The organism is Mycobacterium heidelbergense (assembly GCF_050205645.1).
GTDB classification, from domain to species: Bacteria; Actinomycetota; Actinomycetes; order Mycobacteriales; family Mycobacteriaceae; genus Mycobacterium; species Mycobacterium heidelbergense_A.
In genome coordinates this window covers 50,545-65,328 of record NZ_JBNMQT010000022.1, presented here as the reverse complement: position 1 = coordinate 65,328, position 14,784 = coordinate 50,545, and the positions used below count along the sequence as shown (strand labels likewise).

The 14,784-nt window shown below is 68.8% G+C and carries 12 protein-coding genes; 2 read left to right on the top strand and 10 right to left on the bottom strand.

Annotated elements, in window-relative coordinates:
- Positions 1 to 2: 2 nt before the first annotated feature.
- The 6 genes from argJ to ACQI5H_RS20950 all read right to left on the bottom strand — a co-directional run bounded on the left by argJ (position 3) and on the right by ACQI5H_RS20950 (position 7,705).
- Complete coding sequence (gene argJ, locus ACQI5H_RS20975; protein WP_427081220.1) at positions 3 to 1,217, bottom strand: bifunctional glutamate N-acetyltransferase/amino-acid acetyltransferase ArgJ; 1,215 nt, start codon at positions 1,215 to 1,217, stop codon at positions 3 to 5.
- Entirely contained in the window at positions 1,214 to 2,257 is a 1,044-nt protein-coding gene (argC, locus tag ACQI5H_RS20970) for an N-acetyl-gamma-glutamyl-phosphate reductase (protein ID WP_427081219.1), read from the bottom strand. Before argC ends, argJ begins: the two co-directional genes overlap by 4 nt.
- A gap of 43 nt (positions 2,258 to 2,300) precedes the next feature.
- Complete coding sequence (gene pheT / locus ACQI5H_RS20965; protein ID WP_427081218.1) at positions 2,301 to 4,799, bottom strand: phenylalanine--tRNA ligase subunit beta; 2,499 nt, start codon at positions 4,797 to 4,799, stop codon at positions 2,301 to 2,303.
- Positions 4,799 to 5,842: a phenylalanine--tRNA ligase subunit alpha gene (pheS, locus tag ACQI5H_RS20960; protein WP_427081217.1), complete on the bottom strand. Its 1,044-nt coding sequence runs from the start codon at positions 5,840 to 5,842 to the stop codon at positions 4,799 to 4,801. The genes pheT and pheS overlap by 1 nt, the downstream gene beginning before the upstream one ends.
- A 120-nt stretch (positions 5,843 to 5,962) precedes the next feature.
- Positions 5,963 to 6,772 carry a rhomboid-like protein gene (locus ACQI5H_RS20955; protein WP_427081216.1) on the bottom strand — a complete coding sequence of 270 codons (810 nt, stop codon included), beginning with the start codon at positions 6,770 to 6,772 and terminating at the stop codon, positions 5,963 to 5,965.
- 18 nt (positions 6,773 to 6,790) lie between these two features.
- Positions 6,791 to 7,705 carry an adenylate/guanylate cyclase domain-containing protein gene (locus ACQI5H_RS20950; protein ID WP_427081215.1) on the bottom strand — a complete coding sequence of 305 codons (915 nt, stop codon included), beginning with the start codon at positions 7,703 to 7,705 and terminating at the stop codon, positions 6,791 to 6,793.
- A gap of 212 nt (positions 7,706 to 7,917) precedes the next feature.
- On the opposite strand from ACQI5H_RS20950, the gene ACQI5H_RS20945 reads away from it, so the two are divergent.
- Positions 7,918 to 8,937, top strand: a complete 1,020-nt coding sequence (locus ACQI5H_RS20945) for an oxygenase MpaB family protein (protein WP_427081214.1) — start codon at positions 7,918 to 7,920, stop codon at positions 8,935 to 8,937.
- Between the two features lie 7 nt (positions 8,938 to 8,944).
- On the opposite strand, the gene ACQI5H_RS20940 is transcribed toward ACQI5H_RS20945, so the two are convergent.
- The 4 genes from ACQI5H_RS20940 to infC are packed head-to-tail and all read right to left on the bottom strand — an operon-like array spanning position 8,945 to position 11,007.
- Positions 8,945 to 9,748 (bottom strand): TrmH family RNA methyltransferase, encoded by an 804-nt coding sequence (locus tag ACQI5H_RS20940; RefSeq protein WP_427081213.1) that lies wholly within the window; start codon positions 9,746 to 9,748, stop codon positions 8,945 to 8,947.
- 26 nt (positions 9,749 to 9,774) lie between these two features.
- Positions 9,775 to 10,164 (bottom strand): 50S ribosomal protein L20, encoded by a 390-nt coding sequence (gene rplT, locus ACQI5H_RS20935; RefSeq protein WP_076058852.1) that lies wholly within the window; start codon positions 10,162 to 10,164, stop codon positions 9,775 to 9,777.
- 38 nt (positions 10,165 to 10,202) lie between these two features.
- Positions 10,203 to 10,397: a 50S ribosomal protein L35 gene (rpmI, locus tag ACQI5H_RS20930; RefSeq protein WP_076058850.1), complete on the bottom strand. Its 195-nt coding sequence runs from the start codon at positions 10,395 to 10,397 to the stop codon at positions 10,203 to 10,205.
- 13 nt (positions 10,398 to 10,410) lie between these two features.
- The gene (gene infC / locus ACQI5H_RS20925; protein ID WP_427081232.1) at positions 10,411 to 11,007 is read right to left on the bottom strand and encodes a translation initiation factor IF-3; all 597 of its coding nucleotides are present in this window, start codon (positions 11,005 to 11,007) and stop codon (positions 10,411 to 10,413) included.
- 411 nt (positions 11,008 to 11,418) lie between these two features.
- Between infC and lysX the strand changes: the two genes are divergently transcribed.
- Complete coding sequence (lysX, locus tag ACQI5H_RS20920) at positions 11,419 to 14,763, top strand: bifunctional lysylphosphatidylglycerol synthetase/lysine--tRNA ligase LysX (protein ID WP_427081212.1); 3,345 nt, start codon at positions 11,419 to 11,421, stop codon at positions 14,761 to 14,763.
- Positions 14,764 to 14,784 lie beyond the last annotated feature (21 nt).

The window sequence follows — 14,784 nt, the reverse complement described above, 5'->3', positions numbered from 1 at the left end:
GGTCATGAGCTGTAGGCCGAATTCTCTTCGACGTACCCGTGCGAGAGGTCGGTGGTGCGGACGGCGGCGGAGGCTTCTCCGACACGCAGGTCGACGGTGACGTCGATGTCCGCACCCGACAGGTCTACCTCCCGCGCGCCGGGGGCCCCGACCCCGTCGACGCACACCGCGGAACCGTTGAACGACACGTTGATTCGATCCGGTTCGAGGGTGATCGGCGTCATGCCGACGGCCGCGAGCACCCTGCCCCAGTTGGGGTCCGACCCGAACAGCGCCGTTTTGACCAGGCTGTCGCGGGCGACCGCCCGGGCGGCGATCAGCGCGTCGTCCTCGGACGCCGCGCCGGTCACCGTCACGGTGACGCGCTTGGTGACGCCCTCGGCGTCGGCCTGCAGCTGCGCGCACAGGTCGTCGCAGACCCGCAGCACCGCCTCATCGAGTTCTGCCTGCGGCGGCGCGATCCCGCTGGCACCCGACGCCAGCAGCAGCACGGTGTCGTTGGTGGAACAACAGCCGTCGATGTCGAGCCGGTCGAACGTGCGGGCGACGGCCCCGCGCAGCGCCGCGTCCAGCGCTGCCGCGTCGGCGACCGCGTCGGTGCTGAGCACGCACAGCATCGTGGCCAGTGACGGCGCGAGCATGCCCGCACCCTTGGCCATCCCACCGACCGTCCAGTTGTTCCGATGATGCAGCGCAACCTGTTTGGCCACCGTGTCGGTGGTCATGATGGCGTGCGCGGCGTCGTCCCCGCCCGTGAGCCCGCCCGCCATCTCGTGCACGATTTCGCGAACCCCGGCCAGCACCTTGTCCATTGGCAGCCGGTCGCCGATCAGACCGGTGGAGCAGACCCCGACCTCGATGGCCCCGGTCTCGGTTCCCCAGTCCGACAGCGCGGCGGCCACCGCCTCCGCGGTGGCGTGGGCGTCCTGGAAGCCGCCCGGCCCGGTGCAGGCGTTCGCGCCGCCGGAGTTGAGGATCACCGCGCGCAGCGCTCCGGTCGTCAGCACCTGCTGGGTCCAGAGCACCGGCGCGGCCTTGACCCGGTTGCGGGTGAACACCCCGGCGGCGGCGTAGTCGGGCCCTTCGTTGAAGACCAGGGCGAGGTCACGAGCGCCCGATGCCTTGATCCCGGCGGCAATGCCGGCGGCCCGGAACCCGGCCGGGGCGGTCACGCCCTGCTCACGCAGCAGCCGAGCCTCGGTGGTCGTGGTGGTCACGGCGCCACTCCGACCACCGAAAGGCCTTCGGTCTCAGGCCAACCCAGCGCCAGGTTCATCGACTGCACGGCGGCGCCGCCGGTCCCCTTGACCAGGTTGTCGATCGCGGCGATCGCAACGAACGTCTCGGCGGCCTCGTCCACCGCGACGGCGATGTGGGCCGCGTTGCTGCCGATGACCGACCCGGTGCGGGGCAACTGGCCGTCCGGCAGCAGATGGACGAAAGGCTCTGCGTCATAGGCCTTTTCGTAGGCGGCGCGCAGTTGTGACAGCGGGGAGCGGGTGCGCGCGGTGCAGGTGGCCAGGATGCCGCGTGACGTCGGGATGAGGACGGGCGTGAACGACACCGTGACGTCGCGCTCGGTGACGGCCCGCAGCCCCTGCGCGATCTCGGGCGTGTGCCGGTGGGCGCCGGCGATGTTGTAGGCCCGCGCCGACCCGATGACCTCGGAGCCGAGCAGGTCGGTCTTGGCCGCGCGACCGGCCCCGGAGCTTCCGCTGACGGCGACCACGGTGACGGCGGGCTCGACGAGGTCCTCGGCTACCGCGGGCAACAGCGCCAGCAGCGCCGCGGTGGGATAGCAGCCGGGTACCGCGATGCGTCGGGCGCCGCGCAACCGCTCGCGCGCCCCGGGGAGCTCCGGCAGCCCGTAGGGCCAGCTGCCGGCGTGCGGGGACCCGTAGAACCGCTCCCACGCGACGGCGTCGCCGAGCCGGAAGTCCGCGCCGCAGTCGACGATCAGCGTGTCGGGGCCGAGCTGTTCGGCCAGTGCCGCCGAATGCCCGTGGGGCAGCGCCAGGAAGACCACGTCATGACCGCTCAGGACGGCGAGCTCGGTGGGCTCGACCACCCGCTGCGCCAGCGGCGTCAGGTGCGGATGGTGCTCACCCAGCGCGCTGCCGGCGCTGGCGGCGGCGGTCACCGAACCGATCGTGAGCCGGCCGTCAGCGTAGGCGGGATGTCCGAGCAGCAGGCGGAGGATCTCGCCACCCGCGTAGCCGCTGGCACCGGCAACCGCCACCTTGAGAACGTCGGCCATTTCGACCATTCTGCATGGTTATGCAATAGATTGCAAATCAATGCTACATGCGTAGTTCGGCGCCCACGGCCTCGGCGGCGCGCCGCACGGCGGCGTCACGCGCGGCGCTGGCGTCGTCCTCGGTGAGCGTGCGATCCGGCGCGCGGAAGCGCAGCGCGAACGTCAACGACTTGCGACGCTCGCCGATCTGAGGGCCGGTGAACACGTCGAAGAGCTGAATGTCCTCCAGCAGTTCGCCCGCCCCCTCGCGGACGGCATCCGCGACCGCTTGGGCGGGCACGTGGGCGGCGACCACCAGGCTGACGTCCTGGAACACGGCCGGGAACGGCGACACCCGGGGCGCCGGCAACGCTTCGACGATCGGAATCGCGTCGAGATTCAGCTCGAGCGCGCAGGCGCCCTTCGGCAGCCCCGAGCGCTCGATCACGGCGGGATGCAGTTGGCCCGCATGACCGACCCGGGTCTCCCCGACGAGCACCTCGGCGCAGCGCCCCGGATGCCATGGCAGACATTGGTCCGCCCGTAGGGTCACGTCAACTCCGCTGGCGCGCGCGATGATTCGCACCGCCTCGAACGCGTCGGTGGCATCGGCGGCGCGGCCGGGGCCCCAGGGGCCGCGTGGTTCACGCAGGCCGGCCAGCACCACGGCGACGTGCTGCGGTTGCCCAGGCAACGACGCATCCAGCATCGCGATCTCGGCATCGGTCGGGCGGCGGTCGACGGGGATGAGCTCGACGCCGCGAGTCTGCTCGGTCGGCTGCACCACCTGGGCGATGGCAAACAGCGCGGCGTCGACGAGGCCGCGGGACACGTTGCGCCCCAACGCTTCCAGCAGACCGGGCAGCAACGTGGTGGCCAGCTCCGGGCGATCCGCTTCCAGCGGGTTGAGCACGCGGGTGGTGCTGCGCCGCGGATCGTCGGCGGGCAGTCCCCACAGGTCGAACACGCCGGCCGGCAGAAACGGTGTCGGCAGGACCTCGACGTACCCGGACTGCGCCAGCGACTTGCCGATGGCACGGCGGCGCTTCTGCACCGCGGTAAGCCCCTGCCCGCCGGGCGCCGACGGCAGCACCGATCCGATGGCCTCCAGCCCCTCGAGCCGCAGCACTTCCTCCACCAGGTCGGCGGGCTGCACGAGATCGGGGCGCCAACTCGGCGGGGTCACCGTCAACACGCCGCCATCTTCGGTGACTTCTTCCGCTACCAAGGCGCCGATCTGGGCCAGCCGCCTTGCGGTCGTGCCCGGGGCATAGGCGACGCCCGCGACGCGGTCCGGCAGGTCGACGGCGATCCGGATCGGGGGCAGGGACCAGTCGTCGCGCGGCGGGTCACCGCGCCAATCCGTGAGGGTTTCGACCACCGCTCCCCCGGCGATGCCCGCGAGCAGCGCGGCACAGCGGTCCAGCGCGGCCACCGAGATGGCCGGGTCCACCCCACGCTCATAGCGACGAGCGGCCTCGCTGGGCAGGTGCAGCCGTCGCTGGGTGCGCGACACCGCGGGCGGGTCCCATACCGCGGCCTCCAGCAGCACGTCGGTGGAATCGGCCCGCACCTCGGTGCTGGCCGCACCCATAACGCCGCCGATCGCCGCCGTGGCCGCGTCGTCGACGATCAGGACGTCGGCGGAATCGAGCTTGCGCTCAACGTCATCGAGGGTGACGACGGTCTCGCCGGGCCGCGCGAACCGCACGCCGAGGCCGCCGCTGATGCGGTTGCGGTCGTGGGCGTGCATGGGGTGGCCCAGTTCCAGCATCACGTAGTTGGTCGCGTCGACGGCCGGGGAGGTCGCGCGGATGCCGGAGAGCAGCAGCCGGCGCTGCAGCCACCATGGCGATACCGCGGCGGGGTCGATGCCGGTGACCGGTCGCAGCGCGAAACGGCGAACGCCGGTTTCGGCCTGCACCGTCAGCGGCCAGGCCTCGCCTTCGACGGGCAGCGGCTTGACCTCGGCGGGGTCGACGAAGTCCAGGTCGTAGGCGCAGGCGATTTCACGGGCCAGGCCGCGCACCGACATGCAGTAGCCGCGGTCGGGGGTGATGGCCAAGTGGAAGACCACGTCGTCCAATCCGAGCACGCCGGCGCCGTCGGCCCCGGGTTCGGCAGTGCCTGGCGGGAGTACCAGGATTCCGGAATGGTCTGCGCCCAAACCAAGTTCGGCCATCGAGCAGATCATTCCGTCGGAGTTGCGGCCATACGTCTTGCGCGCGGTGATCGCGAACCCGCCGGGCAGCGTGGTACCGGGCAACGCCACCACAACCAGGTCGCCGACGACGAAATTGGTTGCTCCACAAACGATATCGCGGGGCTGCCCCTCGCCGACGTCGACGAGACATGCCCGGATCGGCTTCTTGAACTCGGTGAGCTCCTCGATGCCGGTGACCCGCCCCACGGTCAGCGGCCCGTCGACCGGACCGAGCGTGACGACTTCCTCGACCTCGTGGCCGATGCGCACCAGGGTCTGCTCGAGGTCGCCGGGGGTGACATCCCAGCCCGGGGCGCCCACGGCGACGACCTCGCGCAGCCAGCTGTACGGAATGCGCATCAGGCACCCACCCCGAAGGGCAGCGAGAAGCGGACGTCGCCCTCGACCATGTCGCGCATGTCGGGAATGCCGTTGCGGAACTGCAGCGTGCGTTCCAGGCCCATGCCGAACGCGAAGCCGGAGTAGACGTCGGGGTCGATCCCCGCGGCGCGCAACACATTTGGATGCACCATGCCGCAGCCACCCCACTCTACCCAGTCGGCGCCGCCCTTCTTGTCGGAGAACCAGACGTCGAACTCGGCGGACGGTTCGGTGAACGGGAAGAAGTGTGGCCGGAACCGGGTGCGCACCGAGGGGCCGAACTCCGCGCGAGCGAACGCGTCCAGCGTTCCCCGCAGATGCGCCATGGTCAGGCCGCGGTCCACCGCCAACCCTTCGACCTGATGGAAGACGGGCGTATGGGTGGCGTCGAGTTCGTCGGTGCGGAACGTACGGCCGATCGAGACGATGTAGACCGGCAGGTCGCGCTCGAGCAGGATGCGCACCTGCACCGGCGAGGTATGCGTGCGCAGCAGCTGTCGCGAACCCTCCGGCGCGATGTAGAAGGTGTCCTGTTCGCTGCGCGCGGGATGGTCGGGAGGGAAGTTGAGGGCGTCGAAGTTGAACTGCTCGGTCTCCACCTCCGGCCCCTCGACCAGCTCCCATCCCATCGCGATGAAGGTGTCGGCGACGTGCTCGGCCAATATCGTGATCGGGTGCCGGGCGCCGGTCGGCTGCCGAGTCGACGGCAACGTGACGTCGATGCCCTCGGCGACCAGCACGGCCGCGTCGCGCTCGGCGCGCAGGGTCGCCAGCCGTTCGTCGTAGCTGCGCTGAGCCTCCCCGCGCGCGGTGTTGACGCGTTTGCCGGCGTCCGCGCGCTGGTCCTTGGGCAAGGCCGCGAGCGCCTGTCGCGCTAGCGCCAGCGGCGAACGGTCCCCGAGGTGCTCGGTCTTGACGAGCGCCAGCGCCTCCAGGTCATCCGCGTGTGCGATGGCCTGCCGGGCGGCATCGACCGCATTGGTCAACGCTTCCGGCGACAGGTCGACGGGTTGATCGCCCACGCGGCGACACTCTCCTTGCTGACGAGGCTGTTGCAGGGCTGGATGCGCCCAGCGCAAATGCCGATCATAGGGGATTCGGAGCACGGCGCTGGGCGCGTGCTAGCAGATGTCGAGCGGCGCTTAGCCCGCCATGACCGGCTGCAGACCGGCCGGTGCGTCGGCGGCCAGCGGGAGCGCGCCGCGCCGCGCGAAGAACTGGGCGACCGCGTAAGCCACTACGGCGCCCAGGACGCCGAACGACGACGCGGCGGCCATCGTTCCCCAGTGGTGCGCCAACATCAGGAACCCAAATCCTGAGGACGCCGCCAGCATCAGGAACCGCACCGGGGTCCACCGGATCGGCTGGCGGAACCGCGCGGACACCAGGACGCCCAGCACGACGGCGACAGTATGACCCGCATCGGTGAAGTCACCACCGATGATCGCCGACGCCATGCCCGCCGAGACCCACCAGCCGACCCAGGCCGGTCGCCAGCGTTCGGGAATCGCCGCCGTCATCGCTCCGAGCACCGCCAGGGCGCCATAGCTCATCCCCACGTCGCTGGCGCGGGTAATCGAAATCGGCAGCCAGCCGAACTCGACCGACGCCGCGAGGGCGGCGGCCACCACCAACGTCGCGCCGATATGTCCGACTAAGAACGCCATGACCAGCCGGATGGTGCGCAGATGCAGTTCGGCGAGCGCGAGCAGGCACGTCAGGAACGGCAGCCAGAAGTAGAGCGGGCCGGCATCGACGACCAGCGCGCTGCCCAGGAGCGTGCCGACATGGCCGTGCGCGAGGTTGTGCAGGTTGGTGCTGGCGCGCTGAACGAGCACGTCGTGCGCGTGCGGGCCGAGCGCAAGGATCGCGCAGCTGATGGCGAGCAGAATCGCCACGTACCCAATGGTGAACCGGACCCGGGCCAGCCGGGAGAAGATGCCCCCAATCATCGGTGTCTATTATGCGGGCTAATTTGTTTCCGAAGTGTGATCGGAGGCTGTCAACTCCCTAAGAGTCCGCAGGCGATAGATCGCCAAGTCCGCGGGGACGCCGGCGGTTTTGGGCGCGAACACCGGTTTACGTGCACGTTTGGCGACGACGCCCATCTCGTCGAGCGCGGTTTGGGGTATCTGGTCGAGTGACGAACTCGACACCATGATTCCGCCCTTCGTAGCCCGTTCCATCACGCGAGCGGCGATGTTGACGTCGACGCCCAGCCAATCGGCGGCCATCCGCTGCGGGCGTCCGGTGTGGATCCCGACCCGCATCCGCGGCGTGTAGCCGTCCACGTCGACCGTTCGCAGCTGCTCCTTGGCGGCCAGCACGGCGCGCACGGCGACCGTCGGATCGCCGAACACCGCCATCAGCCCGTCGCCCATCCGCTTGACGATGTGCCCTCCCGCGTCGAGCAGCGGCGGTTCGACCGCCCGCGCCACCTGCCGCAGCAGGGCGAGCGCCGCGTCGTCACCGGCGTGCAGCGACCACGTCGAGAAGCCCACCAGATCGGTGAACACCAGCGTCACTTCCGGGTTGGCCGGCCGTCGGGACACCGCCTCGGTCAGCGCCTGCCACACTTGCAGCACGCCGAGGCTGAGCTCCCGCGACGCGGCGTCGCGATCCCCTAGCAGCCGGTCGGCGGCGCGCGCCGCCGCCCGCGGCGCGCCCTCACCCGCGGTGGACAACGGGTCGCCGAATTCGTGATCGCCGGGCAACAGCCGTCGCGCCCGCCGGACGAACGCCACCACGCCGGGGCTGTGGTTGGTGGTGCGCAACCACTGCGCCGGAGAGCGAAGTTTCGAGTCGGGGGGCGCCGCCGTGGTCACCGATTCAGAGTCCGTTTCCTGGGGCTCACCCGGGACCGGATCGCCAGGTGCGCGCTCCACTTGGCCAGGGTAAGTAGTTCCGGCTGACGCAGGCAATGACACCCGCTTCGGTTGTGTCACATCTCGCATCGAAGGCCCTGATTGACACCGGATTACCGGCCGGCCACGCCGGCATCGAAACTCGGTAACACCCGGCCGCGCCGAGGGCCGAAATCATAGACAACACGCGTTGTCAAAGTTATCGTGAGCGCAGGTAGTACTAGGAGGCCGTGATGACTGCCGCATCGACTGCATCCGCTGATCCGCTCGGACCAGATTCACTCACGTGGAAGTACTTTGGCGATTTGCGCACCGGGATGATGGGCATCTGGATCGGCGCAATCCAGAACATGTATCCGGAACTCGGCGCGGGGGTCGAGGAGCATTCGATCCTGCTGCGCGAGCCGCTGCAGCGCGTGGCCCGGTCGGTGTACCCCATCATGGGCGTCGTCTACGACGGCGAGCGGGCCGCGCAGACCGGTGAGCAGATCAAGCGCTACCACGACACCATCAAGGGGACCGACACCGAAGGGCGCCGGTACCACGCCCTGAACCCGGAGACCTTCTACTGGGCGCACGCCACGTTCTTCATGCTCGTCATCAAGGTGGCCGAGTACTTCTGCGGGGGCTTGACCGAGGCAGAAAAGCGACAGCTGTTCGACGAGCACGTGCGGTGGTACCGGATGTACGGGATGAGTATGCGGCCGGTGCCGAAATCCTGGGAGGAATTCCAGGAGTACTGGGACCGGGTGTGCCGCGAGGAGCTGGAAATCAACCAGGCGACGCTGGACATCTTCCAGATTCGCATCCCCAAGCCCAAGTTCATCCTGATGCCGACGCCGATCTGGGACCAATTGTTCAGGCCGTTGGTGGCCGGTCAGCGCTGGATCGCGGCGGGTCTGTTCGAGCCCGCGGTGCGCGAGAAGGCGGGCATGCGCTGGACGCCGGGCGACGAGGTGTTGTTGCGCATCTTCGGCAAGATGGTCGAGCTGGCCTTCCTGGCCGTCCCGGACGAGATTCGCTTGCACCCACGCGCGCTGGCCGCGTACCGGCGCGCCCAGGGGCGAATTCCGGGCGACGCGCCGTTGGTCGAGGCGCCGGAATTCATGGCGCCCCCGCGCGATCGCCGCGGGCTGCCGATGCACTACTTCCCGCCGCGCAAGTCGCTGATCGAACGCGCCGGGTCACTGGTGCACACCACGCTTTCGCTGGCCGGCGTGCGGTCCGCGCGGGGCCCCAAAAAAGCTGCGTAAAAGTCCGCTAAGGCAGCTTCGGCCCAGCCAGGGCCCGCGCGCTCTGGTAGAGACAGATCGCCGCGGCGGCGGCCACGTTCAGGCTCTCCGCGCCGCCGGACATCGGGATGCGCACGCGATGATCCGCCCGGTTGGCGATTTCGACTGGCAGGCCTTGCGATTCGGGCCCGAACAGCCAAGCCGTGCGCGCGCCGAGCAATTCCCCGGCCTCGTCGAGGCGGGTCTCGCCGTCGACCGTGGTCGCCAGCACCTGCAGCCCGGCGGCCCGCAGCGCGGTCAGGACGGCATCGGCGTCGGGCTCGGCGACGACCGGGATCGAAAAAATGCTCCCGGCGGACGCGCGCAAACACTTGCCGTTGTACGGGTCGACGCTGTGCCCGCCCAAGATCACCGCGGCGGCGCCCATGGCGTCGGCGATGCGGATGACGGTGCCCGCATTGCCCGGCTCGCCAATCTCGATGGCGACGGCGATCAGCCGGGGGGCGTCGGCCAGCACGTCCTCGAGCCCGATGGCCGGGACGTCGCACACCGCCACCAACCCCGCGGGAGTGACGGTGTCGGACAAGGCTTTTGCGGCACGTTCGGTCACCAGGTGGACGGGAACGTCATGTCGCTCAGCCAGGGCGGCCAGCAGCGGCGCGTGCCGCTGCTCGGCGGGCTCGGTGACGAACAGCTCCCGGACCAGTCCGCGCAGCGACGCGGCCTCGACCAGGTTGGGGCCTTCGGCGAGAAATTTCCCCGCCCGCCGCCGGCCGACGTGGCGATGCAGTTTGACCGCCGCGGATACCCTCGCGGACCGTTCGGTGAGCACCGAAACGGCTTGCCGCGAACGGGAACTCAGGCAGCCTCGCCCGAGGGGGCGTTGACGTCCTCGGGCAGTGCCGCCCGGGCGACGTCGACGAGCGCGGTGAACGCCGCCGGGTCGGCGATCGCGATATCGGCGAGGTTTTTGCGGTCCACTTCGACACCCGCGGCCTTCAGACCCTGGATCAGCCGGTTGTAGGTGATGTCATTGGCGCGCGCGGCGGCGTTGATCCGCGAGATCCACAATTTGCGGAATTCGCCCTTGCGCGCACGGCGGTCGCGGTAGGCGTAGTTCAGCGAATGCAGCTGCTGCTCTTTGGCTTTGCGATAGAGCCGGGATCGCTGGCCGCGATAGCCCTTCGAGGCCTTCAGAACGCTGCGCCTCTTCTTGTGGGCGTTGACCGCCCGCTTCACGCGTGCCATGGATGTTCCTACTCTCGTTCAGACGTAAATGGTCAGGGTCAGCCGTTCAACAACGCGTTGATGCGCTTGGTGTCGTTGGCTGAAACCGTGGTGCGGCCGTCCAGCCGCCGGGTCCGCTTGGTGGGCTTGTGCTCGAGCAGATGCCGGCGATTGGCTTTTTGCCGGACGATCTTTCCGGTCCCGGTGCGCCGGAACCGCTTCGAAGCCCCGCTGTGGGTCTTGGCCTTGGGCATGTTTCCTCTGGTTCTAGTTCTGCTGTTCTGCGGTATTCGGATTGGCCTCTGGCGTGGCCTCTGGTCCTTCGGGGTGCCGCGCCCTTGCGCGCGTCTTCGCGCCGCGGTGCGGTGCCAGCACCATCGTCATATTGCGGCCGTCCTGCTTGGCCGACGTTTCGACGAAGCCGTAGTCGGCGACGTCCGCGCCCAGCCGCTGCAGCAATCGGTAGCCCAGCTCGGGCCGCGACTGCTCACGTCCGCGGAACATGATGGTGACCTTTACCTTCGATCCCGCTTCCAGGAAGCGGACTACGTGGCCCTTCTTGGTCTCGTAGTCGTGATCGTCGATCTTGGGTCGAAGCTTTTGCTCTTTGACGACGGTCTGCTGCTGGTTCCGGCGGGATTCGCGCGCCTTCTGCGCCGCCTCGTACTTGTACTTGCCGTAGTCCATGATCTTGCAGACCGGGGGCCTGGCGTTCGGGGCGACTTCGACAAGGTCGAGATCGGCGTCTGCGGCGACGCGCAGTGCGTCTTCGATACGCACGATGCCTACCTGCTCCCCCCCTGGGCCAATCAATCGGACTTCAGGTACGCGAATGCGCTCGTTGACGCGGGTCTCAGTGCTGATGGGGCCTCCCTTGTTGGGCTTCTGGTCGTCCAATCACGACCAGTGCCTGGGCCCGTCCGAAGTCAGCGGTGGAAACGCCACACCACCAGCAAAAAGGCCCTGCACAAGCAGGGCCCAATGCCGACCGATCGCCGCTTGAACCTTGGGTCAAGCCGCCCGCGCCACGCGCGGAGCAGGCATTATGCAATGCCCGTGACCGGACCGTGTCGCCGTGACCGAGACGGAAACCGTCTCGTGGCTAGCGGTGGGAGTGGGACTCCACTTAACTGTCCTGGCTTTCGCCGGGATGGTCGCGACGGTCAGTCTAGCAGCCGTGAGCCGCCGGCCAGCATTCGCGAGCGCGGCAACGCGGCGACAAACTCTTTCGCATCACGCGGCATTTCACGGGTAGAGGGAATATCCTCGCGGTCTGTGACACTCGCTTCTGCTGGCTCGGGCCCTCGGTCTGGCAGCCGGTCGCGCTCCCGGTATCACTGGGTACCGGCGGCGGCTGGCTGGACCGTTGGCGTCATCGCCACCCTGTCGCTGGTGGGCAGCGTGTCGCCACTGTTCCGCTGGCTGATCAAGGTCCCGCGGGAATTCATCAACGACTATCTGTTCAACTTCCCCGACACCAGCATCGCGTGGTCGTTCGTGCTGGCGTTGCTGGCCGCGGCGCTGACCGCGCGCAAACGCATCGCCTGGCTGCTGCTGCTCGGCCAGATGATCCTGGCCGCGTTCTGGAATGCCGCCGACATCGCCGCGGGCGACAACACCGCCGCCGAGACCTTCGGCGAGAACCTCGGGTTCGCCGTACACGTCGTCGCGGTCGTCCTGCTGGTGTTGGGCTATCGGGAGTTCTGGGCCAAGGTCCGCAAAGCCGCGCTGTTCAAGGCGGCCGCGGTGCTGGTGGTCGGCGATGTGATCGGCATCCTGCTGTCCTGGGGTCTCGTCGAGTTGTTCCCCGGAACGCTTGCGCGGCAAGACCGCCTGCCCTACGTCGCTAACCGGGTGGTCGGATTCGCCCTCGCCGATCCCGATCTGTTCACCGGCAGGCCGCACGTGCTGATGAACGCGATCTTCGGGTTGTTCGGTGCGCTCGCGTTGATCGCCGCGACGATCGTGCTGTTCCAGTCCCAGCGCGCCGACAACGCACTGACCGGCGAGGACGAGTCGGCCATCCGCGGCCTGCTGGAGCTGTGGGGCAAGAACGACTCCCTGGGTTACTTCGCGACCCGTCGTGACAAGTCGGTGGTCTTCGCGCACAGCGGCCGCGCGGCCATCACCTATCGGGTCGAAATCGGCGTCTGCCTGGCCAGCGGCGACCCGGTGGGCGACCCGCGAGCATGGCGGCAGGCCGTCGATGCGTGGTTGGGCCTGTGCCAGACCTACGGCTGGGCGCCCGGCGTCATGGGCGCCAGTTCACAAGGCGCGCAGGTGTATCGGGAGGCCGGCCTCAACGCGCTCGAGCTGGGCGACGAGGCGATTCTGCGTACCGCCGAGTTCAAACTGTCAGGCCCGGACATGCGCGGGGTCCGCCAGGCCGTGACGCGGGCCCGCAGGGCCGGGCTGACGGTGCGCATCCGGCGGCACCGCGACATCTCACCCGAGGAGATGAGCGAGACCATCTCGCGCGCCGACTCGTGGCGCGACACCCAAACCGAGCGAGGCTTTTCCATGGCGTTGGGCCGGCTGGGTGATCCGGCCGACGGGGACTGCCTGCTGGTCGAGGCGATCGACCCGCACGGCCACGTGGTCGCCATGCTGTCGCTCGTCCCCTGGGGAACCACCGGCGTCTCCCTGGATTTGATGCGGCGTTCTCCGCAGTCCCCCAACGGCACCATCGAGCTGATGGTCAGCGATCTGGCCCTGAACGCCGAAACGCTTGGTATTTCCCGCATTTCGCTGAACTTTGCGATGTTCCGGTCGGCGTTCGAGCAAGGCGCGCAACTTGGCGCCGGTCCGATTGCCCGGTTGTGGCGCGGGCTGTTGATCTTCTTCTCGCGGTGGTGGCAGCTGGAGACGCTGTACCGCTCGAACATGAAATACCAACCCGACTGGGTTCCCCGCTATGCCTGTTACGAAGATGCCCGGTTGATCCCCCGGGTGGGCGTCGCGTCGGTGATCGCCGAGGGTTTCCTGGTGTTGCCGTTCAGGCGGCGCGACAAGCTGCATACCGGGCACCACCCCGCGGTGCCGGCCCGGCTGGCGGAATCGGGGCTGCTGCACCACGACGGGTCGGCGCCGGATGTCAGTGGGCTCAGAAGCGACGAGGGCATCGAGGAGGACGACGAGTTCAGGTCCCGCCTGCCCGAGCAGGTGCGGGTGCGCCTGACCAAGCTGAAGACGCTGCGCCGCACCGGCATTGACGCCTACCCCGTCGGCTCCCCACCAAGCCACACCGTCGCGCAGGCGCTGGACGCCGGCGACCAGGACGCCGTCTCGGTATCCGGCCGGATATTGCGGATCCGCGATTTCGGCGGTGTTCTATTCGCCCAGTTGCGTGACTGGTCGGGCGAAATGCAAGTGCTGCTGGATAATTCACGTCTGGAGTGCGGCCGCACCGCCGATTTCCACGCGGCCATCGATCTGGGCGACCTGGTCGAGATGACAGGGCACATGGGTTTTTCCAAGAACGGGACGCGCTCGCTGATCGTGCGCGACTGGCGGATGATCGGTAAGTGCCTGCGGCCGTTGCCGAATAAATGGAAAGGGCTGACCGACCCCGAGGCGCGGGTGCGGACCCGCTATGTCGACCTGGCCGTCAATACCGAGTCGCGCGGCCTGATCACCGCCCGCAGCAGCGTGTTGCGTTCGGTCCGGGAGACGCTGTTCGCCAAGGGGTTCATCGAAGTCGAGACCCCGATCCTGCAGCAGATTCACGGCGGGGCCACGGCCCGGCCGTTCGTCACGCACATCAACACCTACGACATGGACCTGTTCTTGCGCATCGCGCCGGAGCTTTATCTGAAGCGGTTGTGCGTCGGCGGCGTGGAGCGAGTCTTCGAACTGGGCCGGGCCTTCCGCAACGAGGGGGTGGACTTCAGCCACAACCCCGAGTTCACCCTGCTGGAGGCCTACCAGGCGCACGCCGACTACCTGACGTGGATCGACGGGTGCCGCGAGCTCATCCAGAACGCGGCCCAGGCCGCCAACGGCGAGCAGACCGTGTTGCGGCCCCGCGCCGACCCCGGGCCCGGCGGCGCCGAGGTTGAGCCCGTCGACATTTCGGGCAAGTGGCCCGTGAAAACCGTGCACGACGCGGTGTCCGAAGCCCTCGGCGAACGCATCGAGCCCGACACCTCGTTGAGCGCGCTGCGCAAGTTGGCCGACGCCGCGCACATTCCCTACCGGGCGCAGTGGGACTCCGGCGCGGTGGTGCTGGAGCTCTACGAGCACCTCGTCGAGGACCGGACCGAGCGGCCGACGTTCTACATCGACTTTCCGACGTCCGTGTCGCCGTTGACCCGCCCGCACCGCAGTCGACGCGGCGTCGCCGAGCGGTGGGACCTGGTGGCGTGGGGTGTGGAGCTGGGCACCGCCTACAGCGAGCTCACCGACCCCGTGGAACAGCGGCGCCGCCTGCACGAGCAGTCGTTGTTGGCGGCCGGCGGCGACCCCGAGGCGATGGAGCTGGACGAGGACTTCCTGCAGGCGATGGAATACGCGATGCCGCCCACCGGCGGGCTGGGGATGGGCATCGATCGCCTCGTGATGCTCATAACCGGCCGCAGCATCCGCGAGACCCTGCCATTTCCGCTGGCCAAGCCCCACTAGTGGGCCCCGCCGACGTGCGGC